This is a genomic window from Pedococcus sp. 2YAF34 (genome assembly GCF_052114585.1).
In the GTDB taxonomy this organism is placed as follows: domain Bacteria; phylum Actinomycetota; class Actinomycetes; order Actinomycetales; family Dermatophilaceae; genus Pedococcus.
The window spans coordinates 62,963-82,171 of the sequence record NZ_JBFRFA010000005.1 but is presented as its reverse complement, the minus strand read 5'-3'; the positions used below and the strand labels follow the sequence as shown (position 1 = coordinate 82,171).

The following is a 19,209-nucleotide window of genomic DNA, read 5'->3' as shown; positions in this document are numbered from 1 at the left end:
CGTGAGCCGCAGGAGGAGCCATGAGTGCCAAGAGCAGCGCGCCCCAGTCACAGGCACCCGAGGCAGGAGGGGCTGCGGGTGGCACCTCCCCGGCCGACGCGTGGTGGCGCAGTGCGGTGATGTACCAGGTGTACCCGCGCAGCTTCGCCGATGGGAACGGCGACGGGGAGGGCGACCTGCTCGGGCTGCGTGAGCGGCTGCCCTACCTCGCCGACCTCGGGGTGGACGGGCTGTGGATCTCGCCGTGGTTCCCTTCGCCGATGGCCGACGGCGGCTACGACGTCAGCGACTTCCGCGACATCCACCCCATGTTCGGCACCCTCGCCGACGCGGACGCGGTGCTGCGTGAGTCCCACGACCTCGGCCTGCGCGTGATCATCGACCTGGTGCCCAACCACACCTCCGACCAGCACCCGTGGTTCCTCGCGGCCCTCGCCGGCGGCCCGCAGGCGCCGGAGCGGGCGCGGTACTTCTTTCGCGACGGCCGCGGCGACTCCGGCGAGCTGCCGCCCAACAACTGGATCAGTGCCTTCGGCGGCCCTGCGTGGACCCGGGTCACCGAGCCGGACGGGTCGCCGGGGCAGTGGTACCTGCACCTCTTCGCCCCCGAGCAGCCCGACCTCGACTGGACCAACCACGAGGTGCTCGAGGACTTCGACGAGGTGCTGCGCTTCTGGTTCGACCGTGGGGTCGACGGCCTGCGCATCGACGCGGCGCCCGCGATGTCCAAGAAGGCAGGGCTGCCCGACGCCGACTACGGCGGTGTCCTGCAGTTCCGCACCGTCGACTGGGACGACAACCCGCACTGGGACGTCGAGACCGTGCACGACATCTTCCGGCGCTGGCGGGCGATCGCCGACACCTACGACGGCGACCGGGTCTTCGTCGCCGAGGCCGTCGTGAGCACGGCCGAGCGGCTCAGCAACTACCTGCGCCCGGACGAGATGCACACGGCGTTCAACTTCCCCTACCTCAAGGGCCCGTGGGAGGCCGGGGCGCTGCGCGAGGTCATCGACGCCACCCTCGACTCGTTCACGCCACGCGGGATCCCGTCCACGTGGGTGCTGACCAGCCACGACGAGACCCGCCCCGTGACCCGCTACGGCAGGAAGACCACGAGCTCGTACTTCATCACCGACGGCGAGGGGGAGGTCCCCGACCTGGCCCTCGGCACCCGGCGTGCCCGCGCTGCGGCCATGCTGATGCTCGCGCTCCCCGGTGGCGCCTACATCTACCAGGGCGAGGAGCTCGGCCTGCCCAACGTGGACGACCTGCCCGACGAGGTGCTGCAAGACCCGATGTTCCTGCGCAGCGGCGGGCAGATGCGCGGCCGTGACGGCTGCCGCGTGCCGCTGCCCTGGAGCGGGCAGGAGCCGCCGTTCGGCTTCTCCCCGCAGGGAGTGCGCCCGTGGCTGCCGCAGCCGGCCGGATGGCGCGAGCTCACCGTCGAGGCGGAGTCGGCCGACCCGGCATCCATGCTGCAGCTGCACCGGGCTGCCCTGCGGCTGCGCCGCGAGCTGCCCGGCCTGCACGAGACCGGCCTCACGTGGCGCGACTCGCCCGAGGGGGTGCTCGACCTCGAGCGGGGTACGGCGCTGCGCTGCGTCGTGAACCTGTCGCGGTCACCGTACGCGCTGGGCTCGGAAGCCGTTCTGCTGTCGAGCAGTCCGCTCGAGGACGGGGCGCTGCCCGTCGACGCGGCAGCGTGGCTGCACGTCGGGTGAGGCTCGGCGGGACGGTCGTCCCCGGGCCGGCTGACGACCTTCTGCACCACCTCTGCCGCACCTCTGACGCACCTCTGCAACAGCCTTGCGACACCTCTGCGTCACCCTTGTCACATCTCGTGCCGGGTGTCACAAATCCGCCGCGTCACTAGTTTCCGAGGGGGAGCCGAGCCGGGGTATCTTCGGTCCGTGAACCCACGGAACACCGCCGTTGGTGCAGGTCAGGACCTCATGGCTGCAGTCGCCGACACCCCTGAGTTAACGCCCGCGCTCGACCACACTGCCGGCGCCGCCGAGGTCGTGCGGGAGGTCTTCGACCAGCTGCCAGTGATGGTCGTGGCCTGGGAGGGACCCGACCACGTCGCGGTCGCGGCCAACGAGGCCTACCGCCGTTACGTCGGCCGGCCCGGTTTCATCGGCTCCCCGTGGAGCGAGGTGATGCCGGAGATCCGCGGGCAGCAGTTCTTCGAGATCCTCGACGCCGTCTACACGACGGGCAGGACGCAGGTCGGCTCCGAGTGGCGTTTCCAGATCCGGCGTGACGACACCGACCGACTGCACGAGATCTTCGTCGACTTCACCGTCTCGCCGCGGTTCGGCCCCGACGGCGAGGTCGTGGGCTCCACCTGCTTCGTCACCGACGTGACCGACCGGGTGCACGAGCGCCACGAGGCGGCCCTGCGCACCGCCCACGTGCAGGAGCGCTACGAGGCCGTGCACGACGTCGTCGTCGAGCTGCAGCGCGCATTGCTGTCCATGGCGCTGCCGGTGATGCCGACGGCGCACGTGGCGGCGCGATACCTCGTCGCGGCTGAGGACCAGGCCGCAGGTGGTGACTGGTTCGACGCCCTTGTCCTCGACAACGGGCACCTCGCGCTGGTGGTCGGCGACGTCGTCGGCCACGGCGTCGCCGCGTCGGCCGCCATGGGCCAGCTGCGGGCGGTCCTGGAGGAGCTGCTGCGCACCGAGACCGAGCTGAACACGGTGCTCGAGCGCCTCGACGCCTACGCCTCTCACAGCCCCAGCATGCGTGCCGCGACCGTGGCCGTCCTCGTCCTGGACCCCGAGACCGGTCAGGCGGTCTACGCCCGGTGCGGGCACCCGGCCCCGCTCGTCGTCTCCGAGGACGGGTCTGTCCGCCACCTCGACGCGGCCTCGGGCGGTCCGCTGGGCACCGGTGCGCCGCACCAGCTGGCCCACGCCACCATCGCCCCGGGCGAGCTGGTGCTGATGTACAGCGACGGGCTCGTCGAGAGGGCCGGGCACTCGCTGGACGAGGGTGTGGCCGACCTGGCGAGGGTGGCTGCCGATGCGATGACCAACAGCAGCATGCCGCTCGGGGCGTCAGCCGTGGTGGCAGACCGCGTCGCCGAGATGACCATGGAGCTGATGACGCGCGGCGGCCACGAGGACGACGTCACGGTCCTCGCCGTCCAGCGCCTCGCCGAGCCCGTGCCCGGCCTCGACCTGCGGCTCACGGCCACGCGCGACAGCCTGCACCAGGTCAACGCAGCCTTCGGCACGTGGCTGGCGAGCTTCGGTGCCTCACCGGCCGACCGGTTCGCCCTCGAGCTGTCGGTCACCGAGGCCGTCACCAACGTCATCGAGCACGCCTACCCTGCGGGGCGCCCCGGTCCGCTCACCGTCACCGGTGCCGTGCTGCCCGCTGGCGGCGTCAGCGTACGGGTCGTGGACGAAGGGCGTTGGCGCTCACCGGATCCCGCGTCCACCACCGGTGGTCGCGGACTGCTGCTCATGACCCAGGTCGTCGACGAGGCCGAGGTGATCCACCCGCCGCAGTCGGCCGGGTCGGCCGAGGGCAGCCGTGGCACCACGGTGGTGCTGCGCCACCACGCGCACCGGCAGGCGGTCATGGCCTCCGGTCGCGGGCTGATCGACGACGAGCTGGACGACGACCGCCCCATCGCCGACTTCGACGTCGTCGGGCACGAGGACGACGACGGCCCGGTCGTGAGCTTCCGTGGCACGGTCGACCTCGACACCGCCGAGCGCGCCCGCGCATCCCTGCTCGGCGCGTCGCGTGGGGGAGTGCGTTCGCTGACCGTCGACCTCACCGAGGTCACCCAGCTGGCCAGCGCCGGGGTACGGTCGCTGTTCGAGGTGCGCGAGCAGCTCGCGGCCAACCGCAAGGAGCTCGTCCTCGTCGCCGAGCCGGGCAGTGCAGCTGCCGTGGTGCTCGAGCTCGTCTCGCTGCCCTACCAACACCCGGTCCCCACGCGCCCGACCCCCGCCTGAGCAACGTCGGCTAGAGCCGTTCGCGCACCGGCGGCACGGGGAGGCGGAAGCCCTCACCGTCGCCTGCGTGGTGCGCCGCCGCGTGTGCCGACTCCGGGTCCGGGTGGACGACGGCGACGGGGCAGTGGGCGGCGCGGATGAGGGACTGCGAGACCGAGCCGGCGAGCCAGCCCGACACAGCGCCCCGGCCACGGGTTCCGACCACGAGCAGCGCGGCGTTCTCGCTGAGCCGGGCCAGCTCGTGCACGGGGTGGCCCTGGGTCACCACGCGGCGCACGTCGACCGACGGGTACTGCTCGGCGAACCCCGCCACCGCCTCGGCGACGAGCGAGCGCTCCTCCTCGTTGATCTCGTCCATGTCGACGCTCCACGCCATCGCGGCCGCAGCACCTTCGACGCTGTCGAGCTGCCACGTGTGGGCGACGGTGACGCCGACACCCCGGGAGTCCGCCTGCTCGAACGCGAAGCGGATGGCGGCGGCGGAGACCTCCGAGCCGTCCACGCCCACGACGACGCGGGCGTCGCCCAGGCTGTGGGTGGGTGCCTCGTGGACGACGACGACCGGGCAGTGGGCGTGGGCCGCGACGTGCGTCGACACCGAGCCCAGGACCATGCCCCTGACGGCACCGAGCCCTCGGGCACCCACCACCACGAGCGCAGCCTCCTTCGACGCGTCGACGAGAGCCTCGCCGGGTGAGCCGGTGCTGGTCACGGTGCTGACGGCCAGGCCCGGGTGGCCTGCGCGCACCTTCTCGGCCGCCTCGGAGCAGGCCTCGAGGGCCGTCTCGCGGAACACCCGGTCCAGGTCGGGCGGCAGGGGAGCGCCCGGCACCCCCGCGCGCACCGCGGGGTAGCCCATGGCGGAGTACGTGTGGACGACGACGAGCGGCGTCGCGCGCCGGCTCGCCTCCTCGGCCGCCCAGTCGAGGGCGAGGTCGCTCGTCCCGGACAGGTCGATGCCGACGATGACCGGACGGTGGGTGGTGTCCATGGCGTGCTCCTGGGTCGTGGGTTCCCTGCTGCCTCCACCGTCGGCCACACCCTCGGGACCGGACAGGGCACTAGGTCCCTGTCCGGGGTCACGCAGGGGCGGGAGCCTTGCAGCGCAACGTCCGTCGATCGCGGGGAGTCCGCCATGCTGGTGCGCGAGATCATGACCGTCCCGGCACACAGCCTGCCGCTGGGTGCCTCGATGGAGGTGGCGATCCAGCTCTTGGCGCGCGCGCACGTCTCCGCCCTCCCGGTCGTCGACCCCGACCACCGCGTCGTCGGCATCGTGAGCGAGGCCGACGTCCTGCGCGTCCACCTGGTGCCGGACCCGCGGGCCCACCTGCGGCCCGTCGAGGCGCCGGAGGACCCGTGGCCGACCACGCTGGACGAGGTGATGACGCCCGACCCGGTGACGGTGATGGAGTCCGCGGACGTGGCCGACGTGGGGCAGCTGCTCGCCGACACCGGGTGGAAGAGCGTGCCCGTGACGCACGACGGCCGGCTCGTCGGCATCGTCAGCCGCAGCGACATCCTGCGGGCGCTGACCACCTCCGACAGCTCGATACGCCGGCACCTCACGCGCGAGTTCGCGGAGCTGGGCCGTGCCCGCTGGGTCGTGTCGGTGAACGAGGGCCAGGTGACCGTGTCCGGCACCCGCGGCAAGCGGGAGGCGCGGCTCGCCGAGGTGATGGCCTCCGCGGTCGCCGGTGTACGCCGCGTCGTGGTAACCCCGTCCAACCCGGCGCAGAGCCGGGCGGAGGGCCACCAGCCCGCTCGGTGACACCTGCACACTCAGTGAGCGCAACGTGTCGGAATGCATGTCCCATGACGGCACCTTGCGCTCACTGAAGCGCGCACTGAGCTGAGGTGCGCCGTACGGCGCCCCGCGGGACCGCACGAAAGGGGCCCGTCCCCGCGGGGCGGGAACGGGCCTGTCGGTGCTGGCCGGCGGTAGGACCGCGGAGGGCTACCGGAGCCAGTGGTGGTGGCGGACGATGTCGAGCCGGTTCCACGCGTTGCCGAGCCCGAGGTGGTGACCCGCGCCGGCGAGCAGCAGGACCACGAGGGACAGCGCGTAGACGAGGTGGTCGTCCATGAACGGGTTGTTGTCGGGTGCCAGGTAGGCGCTCCACATCATGACCAGCATGACGACGCCGGACCACACGGCGACCCGCATGCCGATGCCGAGCATGAGGGCGAGCCCGATGCCGAGCAGGCCGATCATGAACGCCCAGTCGGCCCACGCCGCACCGGCGAAGCTGCCGTAGAAGTCCTTGAGCGGACCGGCGGTGCCGAACTTGAGGAAGCCCTCGGTGGGGGATCCTCCATGGATCCAGGCGGCGTCACCGAAGCGGTCGACGACCCCGGTCTTGGCGTCACGGCCGGTGGCGAAGCCGAGGGCGAACGTCTTGTCCAGGAACGCCCACAGGAAGATCCACCCGAGGGAGAGGCGCAGGATCCCCAGCACCGGGCCCAGTGCTGACGAACCGGTCGTCTCGGTCAGGTCATGGTGCGTCGTCGCGGCCGCAGAAGCCGTGCCGCGCGGACGCGAGGTGGTGGTCATGGTCGTCTCCTTCTTCATCGGGTGGTGCAGGGGAGCCGGAGGGGTTGCTCCTCCTCGTCGGCGATGGTGCTGCCTCCGAAGGTCTCCAGCTCGAACGCTAGGGCCGGATGTGCCTGCCACGTATGGGCTTAGGTCCTGCTAACTCGTGAGTCCGGCCGCGGGACGGCGCTCAGCTGGCGTCGCACCGTTGGGCCGGGGGACCACGTGGACCGGGCACCGCGCGTGCGCCAGGCAGTACGCCCCGACCGTGGCACCGTCGCCCGCGCCGGGGGGTGCGTCCGGTCCGAGCCTGTCCTCGCCGATGACCAGGGCGATGGCCCGGGCGCTGCGGTCGACGAGCAGGCGACCCGGGTCGCCGACGGGTGACTCGAACGTGGCGCCGCGGTGCCGGCCGTGGTGCAGGGCGTGGAGCCCGGCCGCGAACGTGGCGGTCTCGGCATCGGCCCGCTCGAACGAGTCGAGGGCGCTCGGCACCACCTGGACGAACCGGATGGGCGCCTCGTGGAGGTTGGCGAGGTGGACGGCCGCGGCGGCGACGGCGGCGGCTGAGCCGTCGTTGACGAGGCCGGCCACGACCTCGGGTCCCGAGGGGTGGGTGTGGGTTGAGCGCGTGGTCATGCGGCGAGTGTGTGCCCATCGCAACGGGACCGGACACGGCCGAAGGTCCCGGACCGGCACCCAACAGGCACGAGTCGGCCTATCCTGCGGCCATGCCCTGGCACACGTCGCCCGACGGACCACCGCGCACTGCCCTGCAGGCGGAGGGTCTTCTCGACGCCGTGCTGGCCGTGAGCACCGGACTCGAGCTGTCCGAGGTGCTGCGCCGTATCGTGCGCTCGGCGTGCCAGCTCGTGGGGGCGCGGTACGGCGCGCTCGGGGTGCTCGCCCCCGACCGCGACCACCTCATGGAGTTCATCACCCACGGCCTCACGGACGAGCAACGTGCGGAGATCGGTGACCTGCCGCGGGGGCACGGCGTCCTCGGGCTGCTCATCCGCGACCCGAGGCCCCGGCGCATCGGCGACATCCGGACCCACCCCGACTCCTACGGCTTCCCGCCGCACCACCCGCCCATGGCCAGCTTCCTCGGGGCCCCGATCCGCGTTCGGGACGAGGTCTTCGGCAACCTCTACCTCGCAGACAAGGAAGGGTCGGCGGCGTTCACCGAGGAGGACGAGAGCCTCGTGGTGGCGCTGGCCGGCGCGGCCGGTGTCGCCATCGAGAACGCACGGCTCTACGAGCGCAGCCGCGCCCAGCGCCGGTGGGCGCAGGCGATCGGTGACGTCAGCCAGGCCCTGCTCGAGAGCGAGACCGAGCTCGACGCCATGGCGGTCACCGCCGAGCAGGTGTGCCGCGTGGCTGGCGCGCGTGGCTGTGCCGTCGCCCGCGACCGCGAGGGCGACGCGCCGGTCGTCGTGGCCGTCCACCGCACCGACGACGAGCCCGCACCGGACCGGTTCATGGCGGGTGACCACGGGACCGGTCTGGGCGTGCTCGACGGTCCTCACTGGGAGGCCGTCCGCGACGTGCGGCACTCGCTGCTGCTCATTCCCGGAGAGGAGCGAGCAGCGGTCGCCGCCATCGTCGACGACGTCCGGGCGATGACGGGGCTGGACAAGCCGGGCCCCACGGCGCTCGTCCCGGTGACCGCCGGCGTCGGCCACGTCGGCCTGCTGCTCGTGACGTGGGACGCGGCCGACGCGGACACCGCGTCCGAGGTGCTCGGCCACCTCGACGATTTCGCCCAGCACGTGGGTCTCGCCCTGGTTGCTGCCAGCGCGCAGCACGACCGGGCCGCCGTCGCGATGTTCGAGGACCGTGAACGAATCGCCCGCGACATGCACGACCACGTCATCCAGCGGCTCTTCGCGACGGGGCTCTCGTTGCAGGCAGGCGAACGGCTGGCACAGCACCCTGTCGTGCGCGGCCGCATCGAGGAGGCGGTGAGCGAGCTCGACCTCGCGATCAAGGACATCCGCCGGGCCATCTACCAGCTCACCCCCGCCCAGCCGGTGGCCGGGCTGCGGGGGCGGCTGGCGGAGCTGGTGGCGGGGTATGCCGACGTTCTCGGCTTCGGGGCACGGTTCAGCCTTTCGGGGGAGGCCACCGGGATCGGCCCCGCGCTGGAGATGGACGTGTCCGCGGTGATCCGCGAGGCCCTCGCCAACGTCGCCCGGCACGCCCACGCCACGGAGGCGTCCGTGCGGGTCTTCATCGGCCCGAGCATCGAGGTCGTCGTCACCGACGACGGGACGGGGCTCGGCAACGGCGACCGGCGCAGCGGCCTGGCCAACCTCGCCGAACGCGCGACCGCCCGGGAGGGACGGTGCGAGGTCGAGGCCGTGCACCCGCACGGCACCAGGCTCACGTGGAGCGTGCCTGCAGGCAGCGCAGCGCGGCACACCGGGTGGACAGGACCATGGTCCCGCGAGGAGCACGGCTGATGCGGCATCGTGGACGGGCAGGGTGCGACCGCCCCTGCGCTGGCAGCGGCGGAAAGGGCGCCCCATGACGACGATCTTCCTTCTCGACGACCACGAGATCGTGCGGCGCGGGCTGCGGGAGCTCCTTGAGGGCACCGAGGGGTTCACCGTCATCGGCGAGTCGGGGTCTGCCCTCGAGGCGGCCCGGCGCATCCCGGCGCTGCGCCCCGACGTCGCGATCTTCGACGCCCGCCTCCCCGACGGGTCGGGGATCGACGCCTGCCGCCAGGTCCGGTCGGTCGACCCCTCGATCGCCGGGCTCATCCTCACCTCGTTCGACGACGACACCGCCCTCGGTGCCGCGATCCTCGCCGGCGCGGCCGGATACCTCCTCAAGGACATCCACGGCAACGGCCTCATCGAGGCCATCAGGCGGGTCGCCCGCGGCGAGAACCTCCTCGACCCCGAGCGCGCGCGCCGGGTCCGCACGGGCTGGCGCGAGGACCGCGACGCCGACCCGCGGCTGCGGTCGCTCAGCCCGCAGGAGCGCCGGATCCTCAACCACATCGCGGCCGGGCTCACCAACCGGCAGATCGGCGAGGAGATGGCCCTCGCGGAGAAGACCGTGAAGAACTACGTCACGTCGGTGCTCGCCAAGATGGGGATGGAGCGCCGCACCCAGGCCGCCGTGTATGCCGCGACCCACGTGCCGTCGGGGCCGAACGGGCGTACCGCGCGACGGTAACGTGCGTACCGCGCGACGGTAACGGGCGTACCGCGCCACGGTAGGGCTCCGCGGACGCCCCGGGTCAGCGGCCGGACGTCTCCCGTCCGGTGACGTCCCTGGTGGAGATCCGGATCCACCGCGTCGAGGACGGGTCCATGGCCACCCACGGGGGGCGGGAGATCGCCACGAGCCGGGCAACCTGCTGCTCGTCGTCGACGACCCCCGCCGTCCCGTGGACCAGGACCGACCAGCCCCAGCGCCGGGACGGGTCGAACCCGTCGACCTCGAAGGACACCCGGTCGCCGTCGATGGCGGCCTGGATCTTGGAGCCGCCCGCGGTGCGGAAGCAGATGTCGAGCCCGTCGAGGGTGTGGTTCACCGGCAGCACGGCGATCTCGCCGTCGAGGGCGAAGGCCACGCGTCCCACCGGCGCCGAGCCGATCCGGGCCAGGCAGTCCTGGAGGGTGAGCACGCGCATACCCGTGTGGTCGGTCGGCTCGGTCACCTCGGTGACCGGACCGGTGACCGGACCGGGGGCGGGGCTGGTGACGGGGCTGGTGACGGGGCCGGTGCTGTCGGTGTCGGTCATGGGACCCTCCGGTGCGCTGGTGGTGGGCGCCGCCGGGTCGGCCGGCGGCGCTGGATCTGTCGGCCGGGGCCTCTCGGCCCCCGGCCGTCGGTCAGGTCGAGCGGGGCGAGGGGACCACGAGGACGGGGCAGCTCGCGTGGGCGATGAGGTGGGCGCTCACCGAACCCAGGAGCAGGCCGGTGAAGCCGCCGCGACCCCGGGTGCCCACGACGAGCAGCTGGGCCCCGAGGGACTCCTCCGCCAGCGCGGCCACGGTCTGGGCCCGGACCAGCGTCGTGGAGACCTCGACGTCCGGGTACTTCTCGTGCCAGCCGGCGAGCATCTCGGCCACCTCGAGGCGCTGGGAGTCCACCACCTCGCGCCAGTGACCTTCCCACTCGTAGCCGGACAGGAACGGGTCGGGCTCCTCCCACCACCACGAGTGCACGGCCACGAGCTTGGTCCCGCGGGCCTGGGCCTCGGCGAAGGCCCACTCGACGGCGGGCGCGGAGTGCCTCGAGGCGTCCACCCCGACCACGACCGGGCCGGTGTGGGTCCACTTGCCGTTGTGTGGCGTCACGAGCACGGGGCAGTGCGAGTGCGCCGCCACCTTGTGGGTCGTCGCGCCGAGCAGGACGCCGGCCGCGTGGCCGAGGCCGCCGGCGTCGAGGACCAGGACGTGGGCGGTCTGGCTGGCCTCGACGAGTGCCGCGGCCGGGTCGGCGACCACGGTGTCCCTCGTCACGCGGAGGTCGGGGGCCAGGGTGTGGGCGCGGTCGCTGAACTCGTCGGTGGTGCGGTCCTGCGCCTCGAGCCGCTCGACGGTCCACGGGACGATGCCGATGCCGGTGGCGTGCAGGATGTGCAGGGGCCGGTGCATGCGCTGGGCCTGGACGACTGCCTCGTCGAGCGCGTGGTGGGCTGCCGCGGAGCGGTCGACACCCACGACAACGGCGTCGCGGGGCTGTGCGTCCAACCTGGTCATGGCCTGTCCTCTCGGTGGTGGTCACCCTCACGGTCGCGCCCCGCAGGGGGTGGTGGGAGGGGCGAAGGTCCTGCCCGCACGCCACTGGCGGAGGGCCGGATTCGGGACCTTGGACCCCACCCCGCGCCGCCCGGCGACGCCACCGTGGACGTATGGCGACGACGACCGACACCCCCATGACCGAGATGCCGATGCACGAGTGCTGGGCCCTGGTGCGCGAGGCGGTGGTCGGACGGCTCGCCACCGTCTTCGACGGCCACCCGGAGATCTTCCCCGTCAACCACGTGGTCGACCACGGCAGCGTGGTCATCCGGACCGCGGCGGGCGCCAAGCTGGAGAGCGCGGTGGGGCGGCTGGTGGCGTTCGAGGTGGACGGCTACGACGTCGAGAACCGCAGCGCGTGGAGCGTGGTGGTCAAGGGCCGGGCCGTCGAGCTGACCAGGCTGCACGACGTCCTCGACGCCATGAGCCTGCCCCTCTTCCCCTGGCACGGCTCCTCCAAGCCGCACTTCCTGCGTATCGAGGCCAGCGAGGTGACAGGTCGGCGCTTCGTGGTCGCCGGCGGGACCGAGCACGCGGGGACCTCGTGACCGCTGGGCCGCAGGACACCGCCACGCGGCGACCGGTCCGGCACCACCGCCTGCTCTCGTGGTCCCTCGCCTCGCCCCTGCACCAGCTCCTCGGGCGGCTCGCGCTGCTGGAGTACACCGCCTCGGACGGGCGCACCGTCCGGCTCCCCGTGCAGTACGCCCGCACGGGGAGCGACCTGGTCGTCGCGGCCGGGGGAGCGTCGCACAAGCGGTGGTGGCGCGCCTTCCGCTCCTCACGCCGGGCCGTCGTGCTCGTGGACGGTCGGCGGTATGCCGTGACCGGCGAGGTGGTGCCCCGCAGCTCCGCCCCGTGGGCGGTGGTGGCCGCGGCCTACCGGTCGGCCTTCCCCCTCGCGCGGCTCGAGGACGCCGAGCTCGTCCTGCTGCACAGGGCCACCGACCTGCGCCCGGTCTGACGCGCGCTGAGGTCAGCGCGCAGCCAGGCCCATCGCCTCGGCCTCGTCCCACAGCTCGTGCCGCACCCGGGGGCGGGCTGCCTGGTCGATCAGCGCCCGGGCCTGCTGCGCCGAGTCGGCACCGAACATCTCCGCCGTGCCCTGCTCGGTGACCACGGCCGTGTGCTGGAACGAGGTGACCGGGCCCTCCAGAAGCGGCACGATGGCGGAGGCGTCGGCCTTGGGGTGCCAGGAACGCAGGGCGATCAACGACTGGCCGCCGCTCGACTGCATCGCACCCGTGACGAAGTCGCACTGGCCGCCGAGCCCGGAGTGCAGCCGCGAGCCGAGGTGGCTGGCGTTCGCCTGGTCGTAGAGGTCGACGGTCAGCGCGCTGTTGATGCTCGTCATGGCCGGGTTGGCTGCGATCCTCGTGGGGTCGTTGACGACCTCGGTGCGCAGCATGCGCACGCCGTGGTTGCGGTCGAGCCAGCCGCGCAGGCGCGCGCCGCCGATGGCGAACGAGGTGACCACCGGCCGGGACGGGTCCAGCGCCCCGGCGTCGGCGAGGTGGAGCACACCGTCGGAGACCATCTCGGTCCAGATGGCCAGGGCCCTGCGCCCGGCGAGCCGCGGTACGACAGCATCGGGGACGGCGCCGATACCCATCTGCAGCGTCGCCCCGGACGGCACGCGGTCGGCGATGCGACGGCCGATGGCCTCGATGGGGTCCCCGGACACGGGGGACCGTTGCGTGCCAGGAGCGTTCGCGGCGCGAGGCAGGTCGTTCGCGACCTCGCCCTCGGCGCAGGGCGGTCGCCAGAGCACGTCGAGCTGGTCGAGCACGAGCTCACCGTCGCCGAACGTGTAGGGCACGTCGTCGTGCTCCTCGGCGAGGACGCTCCCGCCGTGGGCGCGGCAGGACTCGATCGCCGCGGGCAGGATGTTGACCTCCATCCCGAGCGAGGCGCGGCCCTTCCACGGTGCCGAGGTCGTCACGAGCACCAGGTCGGGCACGAAGGTCGTCGAGAGCAGCCTCGGCACGTGGGACAGCCGGGCGGGGAGGTAGCGCGTGGCGGGGTGCCGCCGCATGCCCGGCCCGGCGAACGGGGTGACGGGGACGATGCCGGCGTGGTCGGGGATGCCCAGGGGCGCGTTGAGCATGAACAGCTCGACGTCCTGGCCCCGGGTCGCCGCGTCGAGCTCGCGCAGGAGGGCCCACGGCGCGGCGGCGTTGCCGGACGCGACGACCCGCAGCGGCCGGCCGGGGGTGGCGGCCCGGGCGAGGACCCGGCGGACATCGGCCTGCGACGACGTACTCGGCATCGCGCACCTCCGGATCAGTCGGCCGGCCGACGGGGGTCGCGACGGCGGGGCACCACGGTGGCAGTGCGCCTGGTCGTCCGGTCGGGCCCTTGGTCCCGATCCGCTTCCGAGGCGTCGGCGCATGCTGGGAACACCAGTACCAACCCCCTCGGAGCCCACCATGTCCACCACCGCCACCGTCCTGGTCGTCATCGGCGTCGTCGTGCTCGTCGCCCTCGCCCTGTCCCTGCGCATCGTCAAGCAGTACGAGCTCGGGGTCCTGTTCCGCCTCGGCCGGGTCATCGGCGTCCGCAAGCCCGGGCTGCGGGTGATCATCCCGATCGTCGACGTCCTGCGCCGGGTGTCGCTGCGGATCGTCACCATGCCGATCCAGTCGCAGGGGATCATCACCCGCGACAACGTCAGCGTGGACGTGTCGGCCGTCGCCTACTTCCGCGTCGTCGACGCCGTGAAGTCGGTCGTCGCCATCGAGAACGTGTATGCCGCGATCGACCAGATCGCCCAGACCACCCTGCGCAAGGTCGTCGGCCAGCACTCGCTCGACGAGACGCTGTCGGAGACCGACCGCATCAACGCCGACATCCGCGCGATCCTCGACGTGACCACCGTGGAGTGGGGTGTCGAGGTGACGCTCGTGGAGCTCAAGGACATCCAGCTGCCCGACAGCATGAAGCGGGCCATGGCGCGCCAGGCCGAGGCCGAGCGCGAGAAGAGGGCCAAGATCATCAACGCCGAGGGCGAGTCGCTGGCCGCGTCGGCTCTGGGCGAGGCCTCGGACACGATGATGGCCCACCCGCTGGCGCTGCAGCTGCGCAACCTGCAGAGCCTCGTGGAGATCGGGGTCGACAAGAACACGACCGTCGTCTTCCCCGCGCCGTTGATGAGCACCATCGAGGAGCTCGGCAGCTTCCTCGCCCGCGAGGGTGCGGCGGCCACCCGCCGAGCACCCCAGGTGGCCAACGGCGCCCCTCGCCCCGTCGTGCTGGCGGACATGGCGGACGGGGCCCCCGGTCCGAGCCCGGCCGGGCTCGGCGAGAAGGCGGACGGCGCGCCGGTCGAGGGCGGCGCCCTGGTCTGACCGGGCGCCCTCGGCCGAACGGACCAGGTTCGAGCACCTGACGGCGCCTGCGCGGCGGCGGCCCCTACGATGTGCCGGGCTCGCATCGAAGGGGTGCGTCGGTGCTGGAGCAGGGGTGTGTCGTGCGGGTGACTCGGACGGTCGCGGCAGGGGTCGTCCTGGCGTTGGGGGTGCTGGGCGGGGCCGCGGCCGCCGCACCGGGTGCCAACGCATCAGCAGCTGACGCATCAGGAGCCGGCGACATCGCCCTCATCGGCGACCACGACAACCCGGCCCCGCTGTCCAGCGGCTACAAGTACTTCAGCGCCGGGCCGGTCGCCGGGGCCCCCACCGCTCGGGTGGATGCCGCCGACGCGACGGTGACGGTGTCGGTGACGGACACCTCGCACGGCGGTACGGCCAGCATCACGATGGCGTGGCCCGCGCGACCGGGGACATGGTCGCTGGACTTCACCGGACCCGACCCGGAGCAGACCATGAAGCTCACCCGGGGCTCGGCGGGCTGCACCTTCACCGCAGGCAGCCTGACCATCTACCGTGCCGACGCCACGGCCACCGGCGACGTCGCCGCGCTGTCGGCCGACGTCGACGGTTCCTGCTCCATCTCCGGCGGCGGGACCTACTCGGGTGCGCGGATCCGTATCGCTGACCCTGATCCCACGCGGCTGGTCGCCATCCCTCGCGCCACTCCCGCCAGCATCTCGACCGGCGCGCTGGCGGGCACCCCCGTCGCCCAGGACGTGACGGTGGGCAACACCGGCTCCAAGCCGTGGAAGGTGGGGGCCGTCGCCGTCGCCTCCACGAACTCCTGGAGCCCGCGCTTCAAGGTCGCCGCGGAGGCGAACCACTGCACCGGGGTCACGTTGGCCACGGGCGAGACGTGCACGGTCCAGGTCAGCATGACCGCCCCGGCATACCTGGTCACCGAGAACCTCATGGTGGGAGGCGACGCCGGGGCGACGCTGGTCGTGCCGCTCCGCTTCGAGGGCTACAACCCCGTCGAGCCGCCCTCTTCTCTCACTGCGCAGCAGGGCCGGGCCTCCGCGACCCTCTCGTGGCAGCCGCCCAGCGTCCTTCCGCGTGTCGGGTACCGGGTCTACGACACGACGTCGGGAGCGCGGACCCTCGTGGCGTCGGCAGCGGCGTCGGCCACCTCGGTCAACGTCCCGGGCGCCGGGCCTCGCACACTGGCCCTGGTGGCCGCGAACGGCACGTTCGCCGAGTCCACGGACGTCACGGTGAGCCCTGCGAAGGTCGACAGCGAGGTCGTCGGGAACGACTGGTACGGAGCCTCGCAGAGCGTGGTGACCGACGCGACCACCTCGCAGGCGAGGACCCTGTCGCTGGAGCGCGTCGACCTCGACCCCTCCCGCACGCTGTGGGTGACGCCGGCCTACTCCGACGTGCGCGTCTGTCCCGTGGCGACCGAGGAGTGCACGACCGTGCCCGGCACCACGAGCACCAGTGACGCTGACACGCCGTACGAAGCGATCTGGATGCCGGACGGGACCATCGCGTTCCTGCGCGGTTGGTCCTCCGAGCTGCGCGCGCTGTGGGTGGTCCGCCGTGACGGCTCGGGCCTGCGGAAGGTGGCCAGCGTTCCCGAGCGGTCACAGCTGGCTGCGGTGCCGACCGGTGGTGAGGTCGTGCTGCGCAACTCGCGCGACGACAGGCTCGAGCGCGTGCGCCTGAGCGACGGCCGGACCACGGTCGTCCCTGCCACCAGCTGGGTCGACGACTTCACCGTCTCGACGCAGGGGCTCCTGGTGCTCGAGCGGCGGGCCGACCCCGCCGCCTGGCTCGGTGACCGGGTCACCACGGTGATGCGGTTGGACGGCACGGGCGCCCGTCGTCTCGCACTTCCCGCCGGGGACAACCGGGAAGTGGTGTTCGACCCCACGGGCACCAAGGTGGCCTTCGCCCGCTACACCGACACGTACGAGGCGACCCTCTGGGTCGCAAGGGCCGACGGGTCTGCTGCCCGCGAGCTGTCTCCTGCGTCCACCGGGTGGCGTGACCTGAAGTGGTCGACCGAGGACGTCAGCACCCCTGGCGTCTCGGTCACAGTGCCGGCTTTCACGACGCGCACCGCGACGCTCAGCGTCAGCGCCACCGACGCCGACGACGCATCCGGGTCCCTGCGCAGGCAGTGCCGGCTGGACGCAGCCGCCGCGTGGGCGGACTGTGGGTCCACGGTGACCTACGGCGGGCTCGCGGCGGGGTCGCACCGAGTCACGGCCCGCAGCATCGACCCCGCCGGCCGGGTCTCGACCGAGGCGAACCGCAGCTGGTTGGTCGACGCGAGCGCACCCACCGCGTCCCTGGCAGCGCCCGCTTCCGTGCAGACCACCGTGCCCACGACCTTGAGCTGGACCGCTGCGGACACCGGAGGTTCGGGTCTCGCCACGTACGACGTGCGCGCCCGGGTCGCCACGCGATCGGCCGGCTTCGGCGCCTACCAGTACCCGGCGGCGTGGCAGGGGCTGACCGCACGCACCATGCGCGTGACGCTCACCCGGGGGAGCCAGTACTGCTACTCGGTCAGGTCGCACGACAAGGCCGGCAACGTGGGCGCGTGGAGCGCCGAACGGTGCACGGCCCTCCCACTGGACGACCGCGACCTCGCTGCAGGCCGCGGCTGGACCCTCGGCTCGTCGCCTTCCTACCTGTTCGGCACGTACTCGCGCACCACCACGTTCGGCGCCCAGCTCAGCGTCGGCGGCGTGCGAGGTCGCCGCCTCGTGGTCGTCGCCACCACCTGCTCGACCTGCGGCAGCATCGACGTCTACCACGCAGGCGTGAAGCTGGGTCGGGTGAGCCTCTACTCGGCGACGACCAGGACCCGTCAGGTGCTGTGGCTGCCCCTCGAACCCGTCACCCGGTACGGCACGGTCGTGGTCCGCAGTGCCGGCACGAAGCAGGTCGTCGTCGACGGCGTCGCAGTGGGCCACTGACCGGTCCTGTCCTGGCACCGGCGGCGCCGCGAACGTCATCGTTCCCCGCGACGGTCGGTGAAAAATGGCGGGTGCGACCCTGCCTGGCTCCTCTAGCCTCGGGACGTGGCGCGCGTGGACCCCGATGACGACAGCATCCGTCGCCTGAGCGCCGAGATCGAACGACGGCGCCGCGCAGGCGGCGAGCCCGACCCGGCGGCACCTGACCGACCTGGTCGTCGTGCCCTGGTCCTCGCCGGCGGGGGAGCGGCTGGCAACGCCTGGGAGCTCGGTCTCATCGCCGGGCTCCACGACGCAGGCGTCGACCTGACGGAGGCAGACGTCATCATCGGCACCTCCGCCGGGTCGACGGTTGCCGCGCAGGTCACCAGCGGCACGTCGCCGGCCGACCTGTATGCCCCGATCCTCGCGGAAGTCCCTGCGTCGCCGCCGGCGACCGGCCGAGAAGGGCTGCGGCACAGCGCGTCTCGCGGCGTCTCCGGGCAGAGCTACCTCGAGTGGTCGAACGCCGTCATCGCCTCCGCCGCCGACGCGCCGGACATGCGTCGCAAGATGGGGGCGGCTGCGCTGCAGGCGGATTCGTCGCAGGGATCCGGCGCGGCTCGCTGGCGCGACATCGTCGCAGCCCGGCTCCCCAGCCACCAGTGGCCGGACCAGCATCACCTGGTGGTCGTAGCCGTCGACGCCCGCACGGGTGAGCCGGTCGTGTTCGACCGGCACAGCGGCGTCGACCTGGTGGACGCGGTGGCGGCCAGCACGTCGGCGATGACGCCCTACCGGATCGGTGACGGCCTCTACATCAACGGGGGCTACCGGCGCAGCGAGAACGCCGACCTCGCAACGGGCTACGAGCGCGTGCTCGTGCTGTCACCGTTCAGCGGCCGGTCGCGCATGCCGCTCGAGTGGCGCATGGACCTGGCCGCGCAGGTCGAGGAGCTGCGGGGGAGCGGGAGCCGGGTCGAGACCGTGTTCCCCGGTGCCGGCGCGGGTGAGGTGTTCGACGCGAACGCACTGGACCCCTCGACCCGACGGCAGGCGGCTGTCGGCGGTCACGAGCAGGGTCGAGCCCTCGCGGCGACGCTCGCCGAGTTCTGGGGTCGTCCGGCATGACGCTCAGCGCCAACGTCGCACCGTGCGCGGCCCCCTGCCGTCGCCCGGGCCTTCGCCGACAACGGGTCCGTGAGAGCGTGGGCGGGCACCGACCACGGGTGAGCTGAGGAGGGCCAATGGCAGAGCTCGTTCTCGAGGGTGAGCAGGTCGTCCTCAGGCTGACCATGCGGGAGCGTTTCCTCGCGGCACACCGCGACGTGCGGGTGCCGCTGTCTGCCGTCACCCGCGTCGAGCTCGTCGAGGCACCCATCCAGCGGATCCGAGGGCTGCGACCCCGGTACTTCAAGGTGGTCGGCGGGTACTGGCCGGGCCTGTTCGCCTACGGGTCCTTCTTCGACGGCACTGTGCGCAGGCGGCTCTTCGCCGCGGTCGGTGGCCGCACGCGCAGGGGCGTGGAGGTCGGCCTCGACGGCGCCCGGTACAGCCGGCTCGTGGTGAGCCTCGACCAGCCCGAGGTGACCAAGGCCGCCCTGACCGCCCAGAGGCCGCCGAGGCCCGCCTGACGCTGCGCGAACGCCC

17 protein-coding genes are annotated in these 19,209 nt (G+C 72.8%); 11 read left to right on the top strand and 6 right to left on the bottom strand.

The window, feature by feature from the left end; all coding sequences use genetic code 11:
• The first annotated feature begins 20 nt into the window (after window positions 1-20).
• Both AB4Z02_RS04620 and AB4Z02_RS04615 read left to right on the top strand, forming a co-directional pair.
• Complete coding sequence (locus tag AB4Z02_RS04620; protein WP_441969646.1) at window positions 21-1,724, top strand: glycoside hydrolase family 13 protein; 1,704 nt, start codon at window positions 21-23, stop codon at window positions 1,722-1,724.
• 189 nt (window positions 1,725-1,913) lie between these two features.
• The gene (locus tag AB4Z02_RS04615) at window positions 1,914-3,980 is read left to right on the top strand and encodes a SpoIIE family protein phosphatase (protein WP_441969644.1); all 2,067 of its coding nucleotides are present in this window, start codon (window positions 1,914-1,916) and stop codon (window positions 3,978-3,980) included.
• Between the two features lie 10 nt (window positions 3,981-3,990).
• On the opposite strand, the gene AB4Z02_RS04610 is transcribed toward AB4Z02_RS04615, so the two are convergent.
• Window positions 3,991-4,971 carry a universal stress protein gene (locus AB4Z02_RS04610; protein ID WP_441969642.1) on the bottom strand — a complete coding sequence of 327 codons (981 nt, stop codon included), beginning with the start codon at window positions 4,969-4,971 and terminating at the stop codon, window positions 3,991-3,993.
• Between the two features lie 144 nt (window positions 4,972-5,115).
• Between AB4Z02_RS04610 and AB4Z02_RS04605 the strand changes: the two genes are divergently transcribed.
• Entirely contained in the window at window positions 5,116-5,751 is a 636-nt protein-coding gene (locus tag AB4Z02_RS04605; protein ID WP_441969640.1) for a CBS domain-containing protein, read from the top strand.
• Window positions 5,752-5,937: 186 nt separating this feature from the next.
• On the opposite strand, the gene AB4Z02_RS04600 is transcribed toward AB4Z02_RS04605, so the two are convergent.
• Window positions 5,938-6,534, bottom strand: a complete 597-nt coding sequence (locus tag AB4Z02_RS04600; protein ID WP_056885330.1) for a hypothetical protein — start codon at window positions 6,532-6,534, stop codon at window positions 5,938-5,940.
• A gap of 138 nt (window positions 6,535-6,672) precedes the next feature.
• On the bottom strand, window positions 6,673-7,152 hold the full coding sequence (locus AB4Z02_RS04595) for a hypothetical protein (protein ID WP_056885007.1): 480 nt from the start codon (window positions 7,150-7,152) through the stop codon (window positions 6,673-6,675).
• Window positions 7,153-7,244: 92 nt separating this feature from the next.
• Between AB4Z02_RS04595 and AB4Z02_RS04590 the strand changes: the two genes are divergently transcribed.
• Together AB4Z02_RS04590 and AB4Z02_RS04585 are read left to right on the top strand one after the other, a co-directional pair.
• Window positions 7,245-8,978 (top strand): GAF domain-containing protein, encoded by a 1,734-nt coding sequence (locus AB4Z02_RS04590; protein WP_441969637.1) that lies wholly within the window; start codon window positions 7,245-7,247, stop codon window positions 8,976-8,978.
• A 64-nt stretch (window positions 8,979-9,042) separates the two neighbouring features.
• Window positions 9,043-9,702 (top strand): response regulator, encoded by a 660-nt coding sequence (locus tag AB4Z02_RS04585; protein WP_056885009.1) that lies wholly within the window; start codon window positions 9,043-9,045, stop codon window positions 9,700-9,702.
• Between the two features lie 64 nt (window positions 9,703-9,766).
• Here the strand turns inward: AB4Z02_RS04585 and AB4Z02_RS04580 are convergent, their stop codons facing one another.
• Window positions 9,767-10,273 carry a pyridoxamine 5'-phosphate oxidase family protein gene (locus AB4Z02_RS04580; protein ID WP_056885010.1) on the bottom strand — a complete coding sequence of 169 codons (507 nt, stop codon included), beginning with the start codon at window positions 10,271-10,273 and terminating at the stop codon, window positions 9,767-9,769.
• A gap of 91 nt (window positions 10,274-10,364) precedes the next feature.
• Window positions 10,365-11,237: a universal stress protein gene (locus tag AB4Z02_RS04575; protein ID WP_056885011.1), complete on the bottom strand. Its 873-nt coding sequence runs from the start codon at window positions 11,235-11,237 to the stop codon at window positions 10,365-10,367.
• A 152-nt stretch (window positions 11,238-11,389) separates the two neighbouring features.
• Between AB4Z02_RS04575 and AB4Z02_RS04570 the strand changes: the two genes are divergently transcribed.
• Both AB4Z02_RS04570 and AB4Z02_RS04565 read left to right on the top strand, forming a co-directional pair.
• Window positions 11,390-11,827, top strand: a complete 438-nt coding sequence (locus AB4Z02_RS04570; protein WP_056885012.1) for a pyridoxamine 5'-phosphate oxidase family protein — start codon at window positions 11,390-11,392, stop codon at window positions 11,825-11,827.
• Window positions 11,824-12,243: a hypothetical protein gene (locus AB4Z02_RS04565; protein WP_056885013.1), complete on the top strand. Its 420-nt coding sequence runs from the start codon at window positions 11,824-11,826 to the stop codon at window positions 12,241-12,243. Before AB4Z02_RS04570 ends, AB4Z02_RS04565 begins: the two co-directional genes overlap by 4 nt.
• A gap of 12 nt (window positions 12,244-12,255) precedes the next feature.
• Here AB4Z02_RS04565 and AB4Z02_RS04560 read toward each other — a convergent pair whose 3' ends face one another.
• Complete coding sequence (locus AB4Z02_RS04560; RefSeq protein ID WP_441969633.1) at window positions 12,256-13,548, bottom strand: acetyl-CoA hydrolase/transferase family protein; 1,293 nt, start codon at window positions 13,546-13,548, stop codon at window positions 12,256-12,258.
• A gap of 160 nt (window positions 13,549-13,708) precedes the next feature.
• Between AB4Z02_RS04560 and AB4Z02_RS04555 the strand changes: the two genes are divergently transcribed.
• The 4 genes from AB4Z02_RS04555 (at window position 13,709) to AB4Z02_RS04540 (ending at window position 19,193) form a co-directional block, all read left to right on the top strand.
• Window positions 13,709-14,626, top strand: coding sequence for a slipin family protein (locus tag AB4Z02_RS04555; protein WP_056885015.1), 918 nt, complete (start codon window positions 13,709-13,711; stop codon window positions 14,624-14,626).
• Window positions 14,627-14,748: 122 nt separating this feature from the next.
• A complete protein-coding gene (locus AB4Z02_RS04550) occupies window positions 14,749-17,580 on the top strand; it encodes a hypothetical protein (RefSeq protein WP_441969631.1) in 2,832 nt (943 codons plus the stop codon).
• A 105-nt stretch (window positions 17,581-17,685) separates the two neighbouring features.
• On the top strand, window positions 17,686-18,690 hold the full coding sequence (locus AB4Z02_RS04545) for a patatin-like phospholipase family protein (RefSeq protein ID WP_235531558.1): 1,005 nt from the start codon (window positions 17,686-17,688) through the stop codon (window positions 18,688-18,690).
• A 116-nt stretch (window positions 18,691-18,806) separates the two neighbouring features.
• Window positions 18,807-19,193 carry a hypothetical protein gene (locus tag AB4Z02_RS04540; protein ID WP_441969629.1) on the top strand — a complete coding sequence of 129 codons (387 nt, stop codon included), beginning with the start codon at window positions 18,807-18,809 and terminating at the stop codon, window positions 19,191-19,193.
• The last annotated feature ends 16 nt before the right edge of the window (window positions 19,194-19,209 follow it).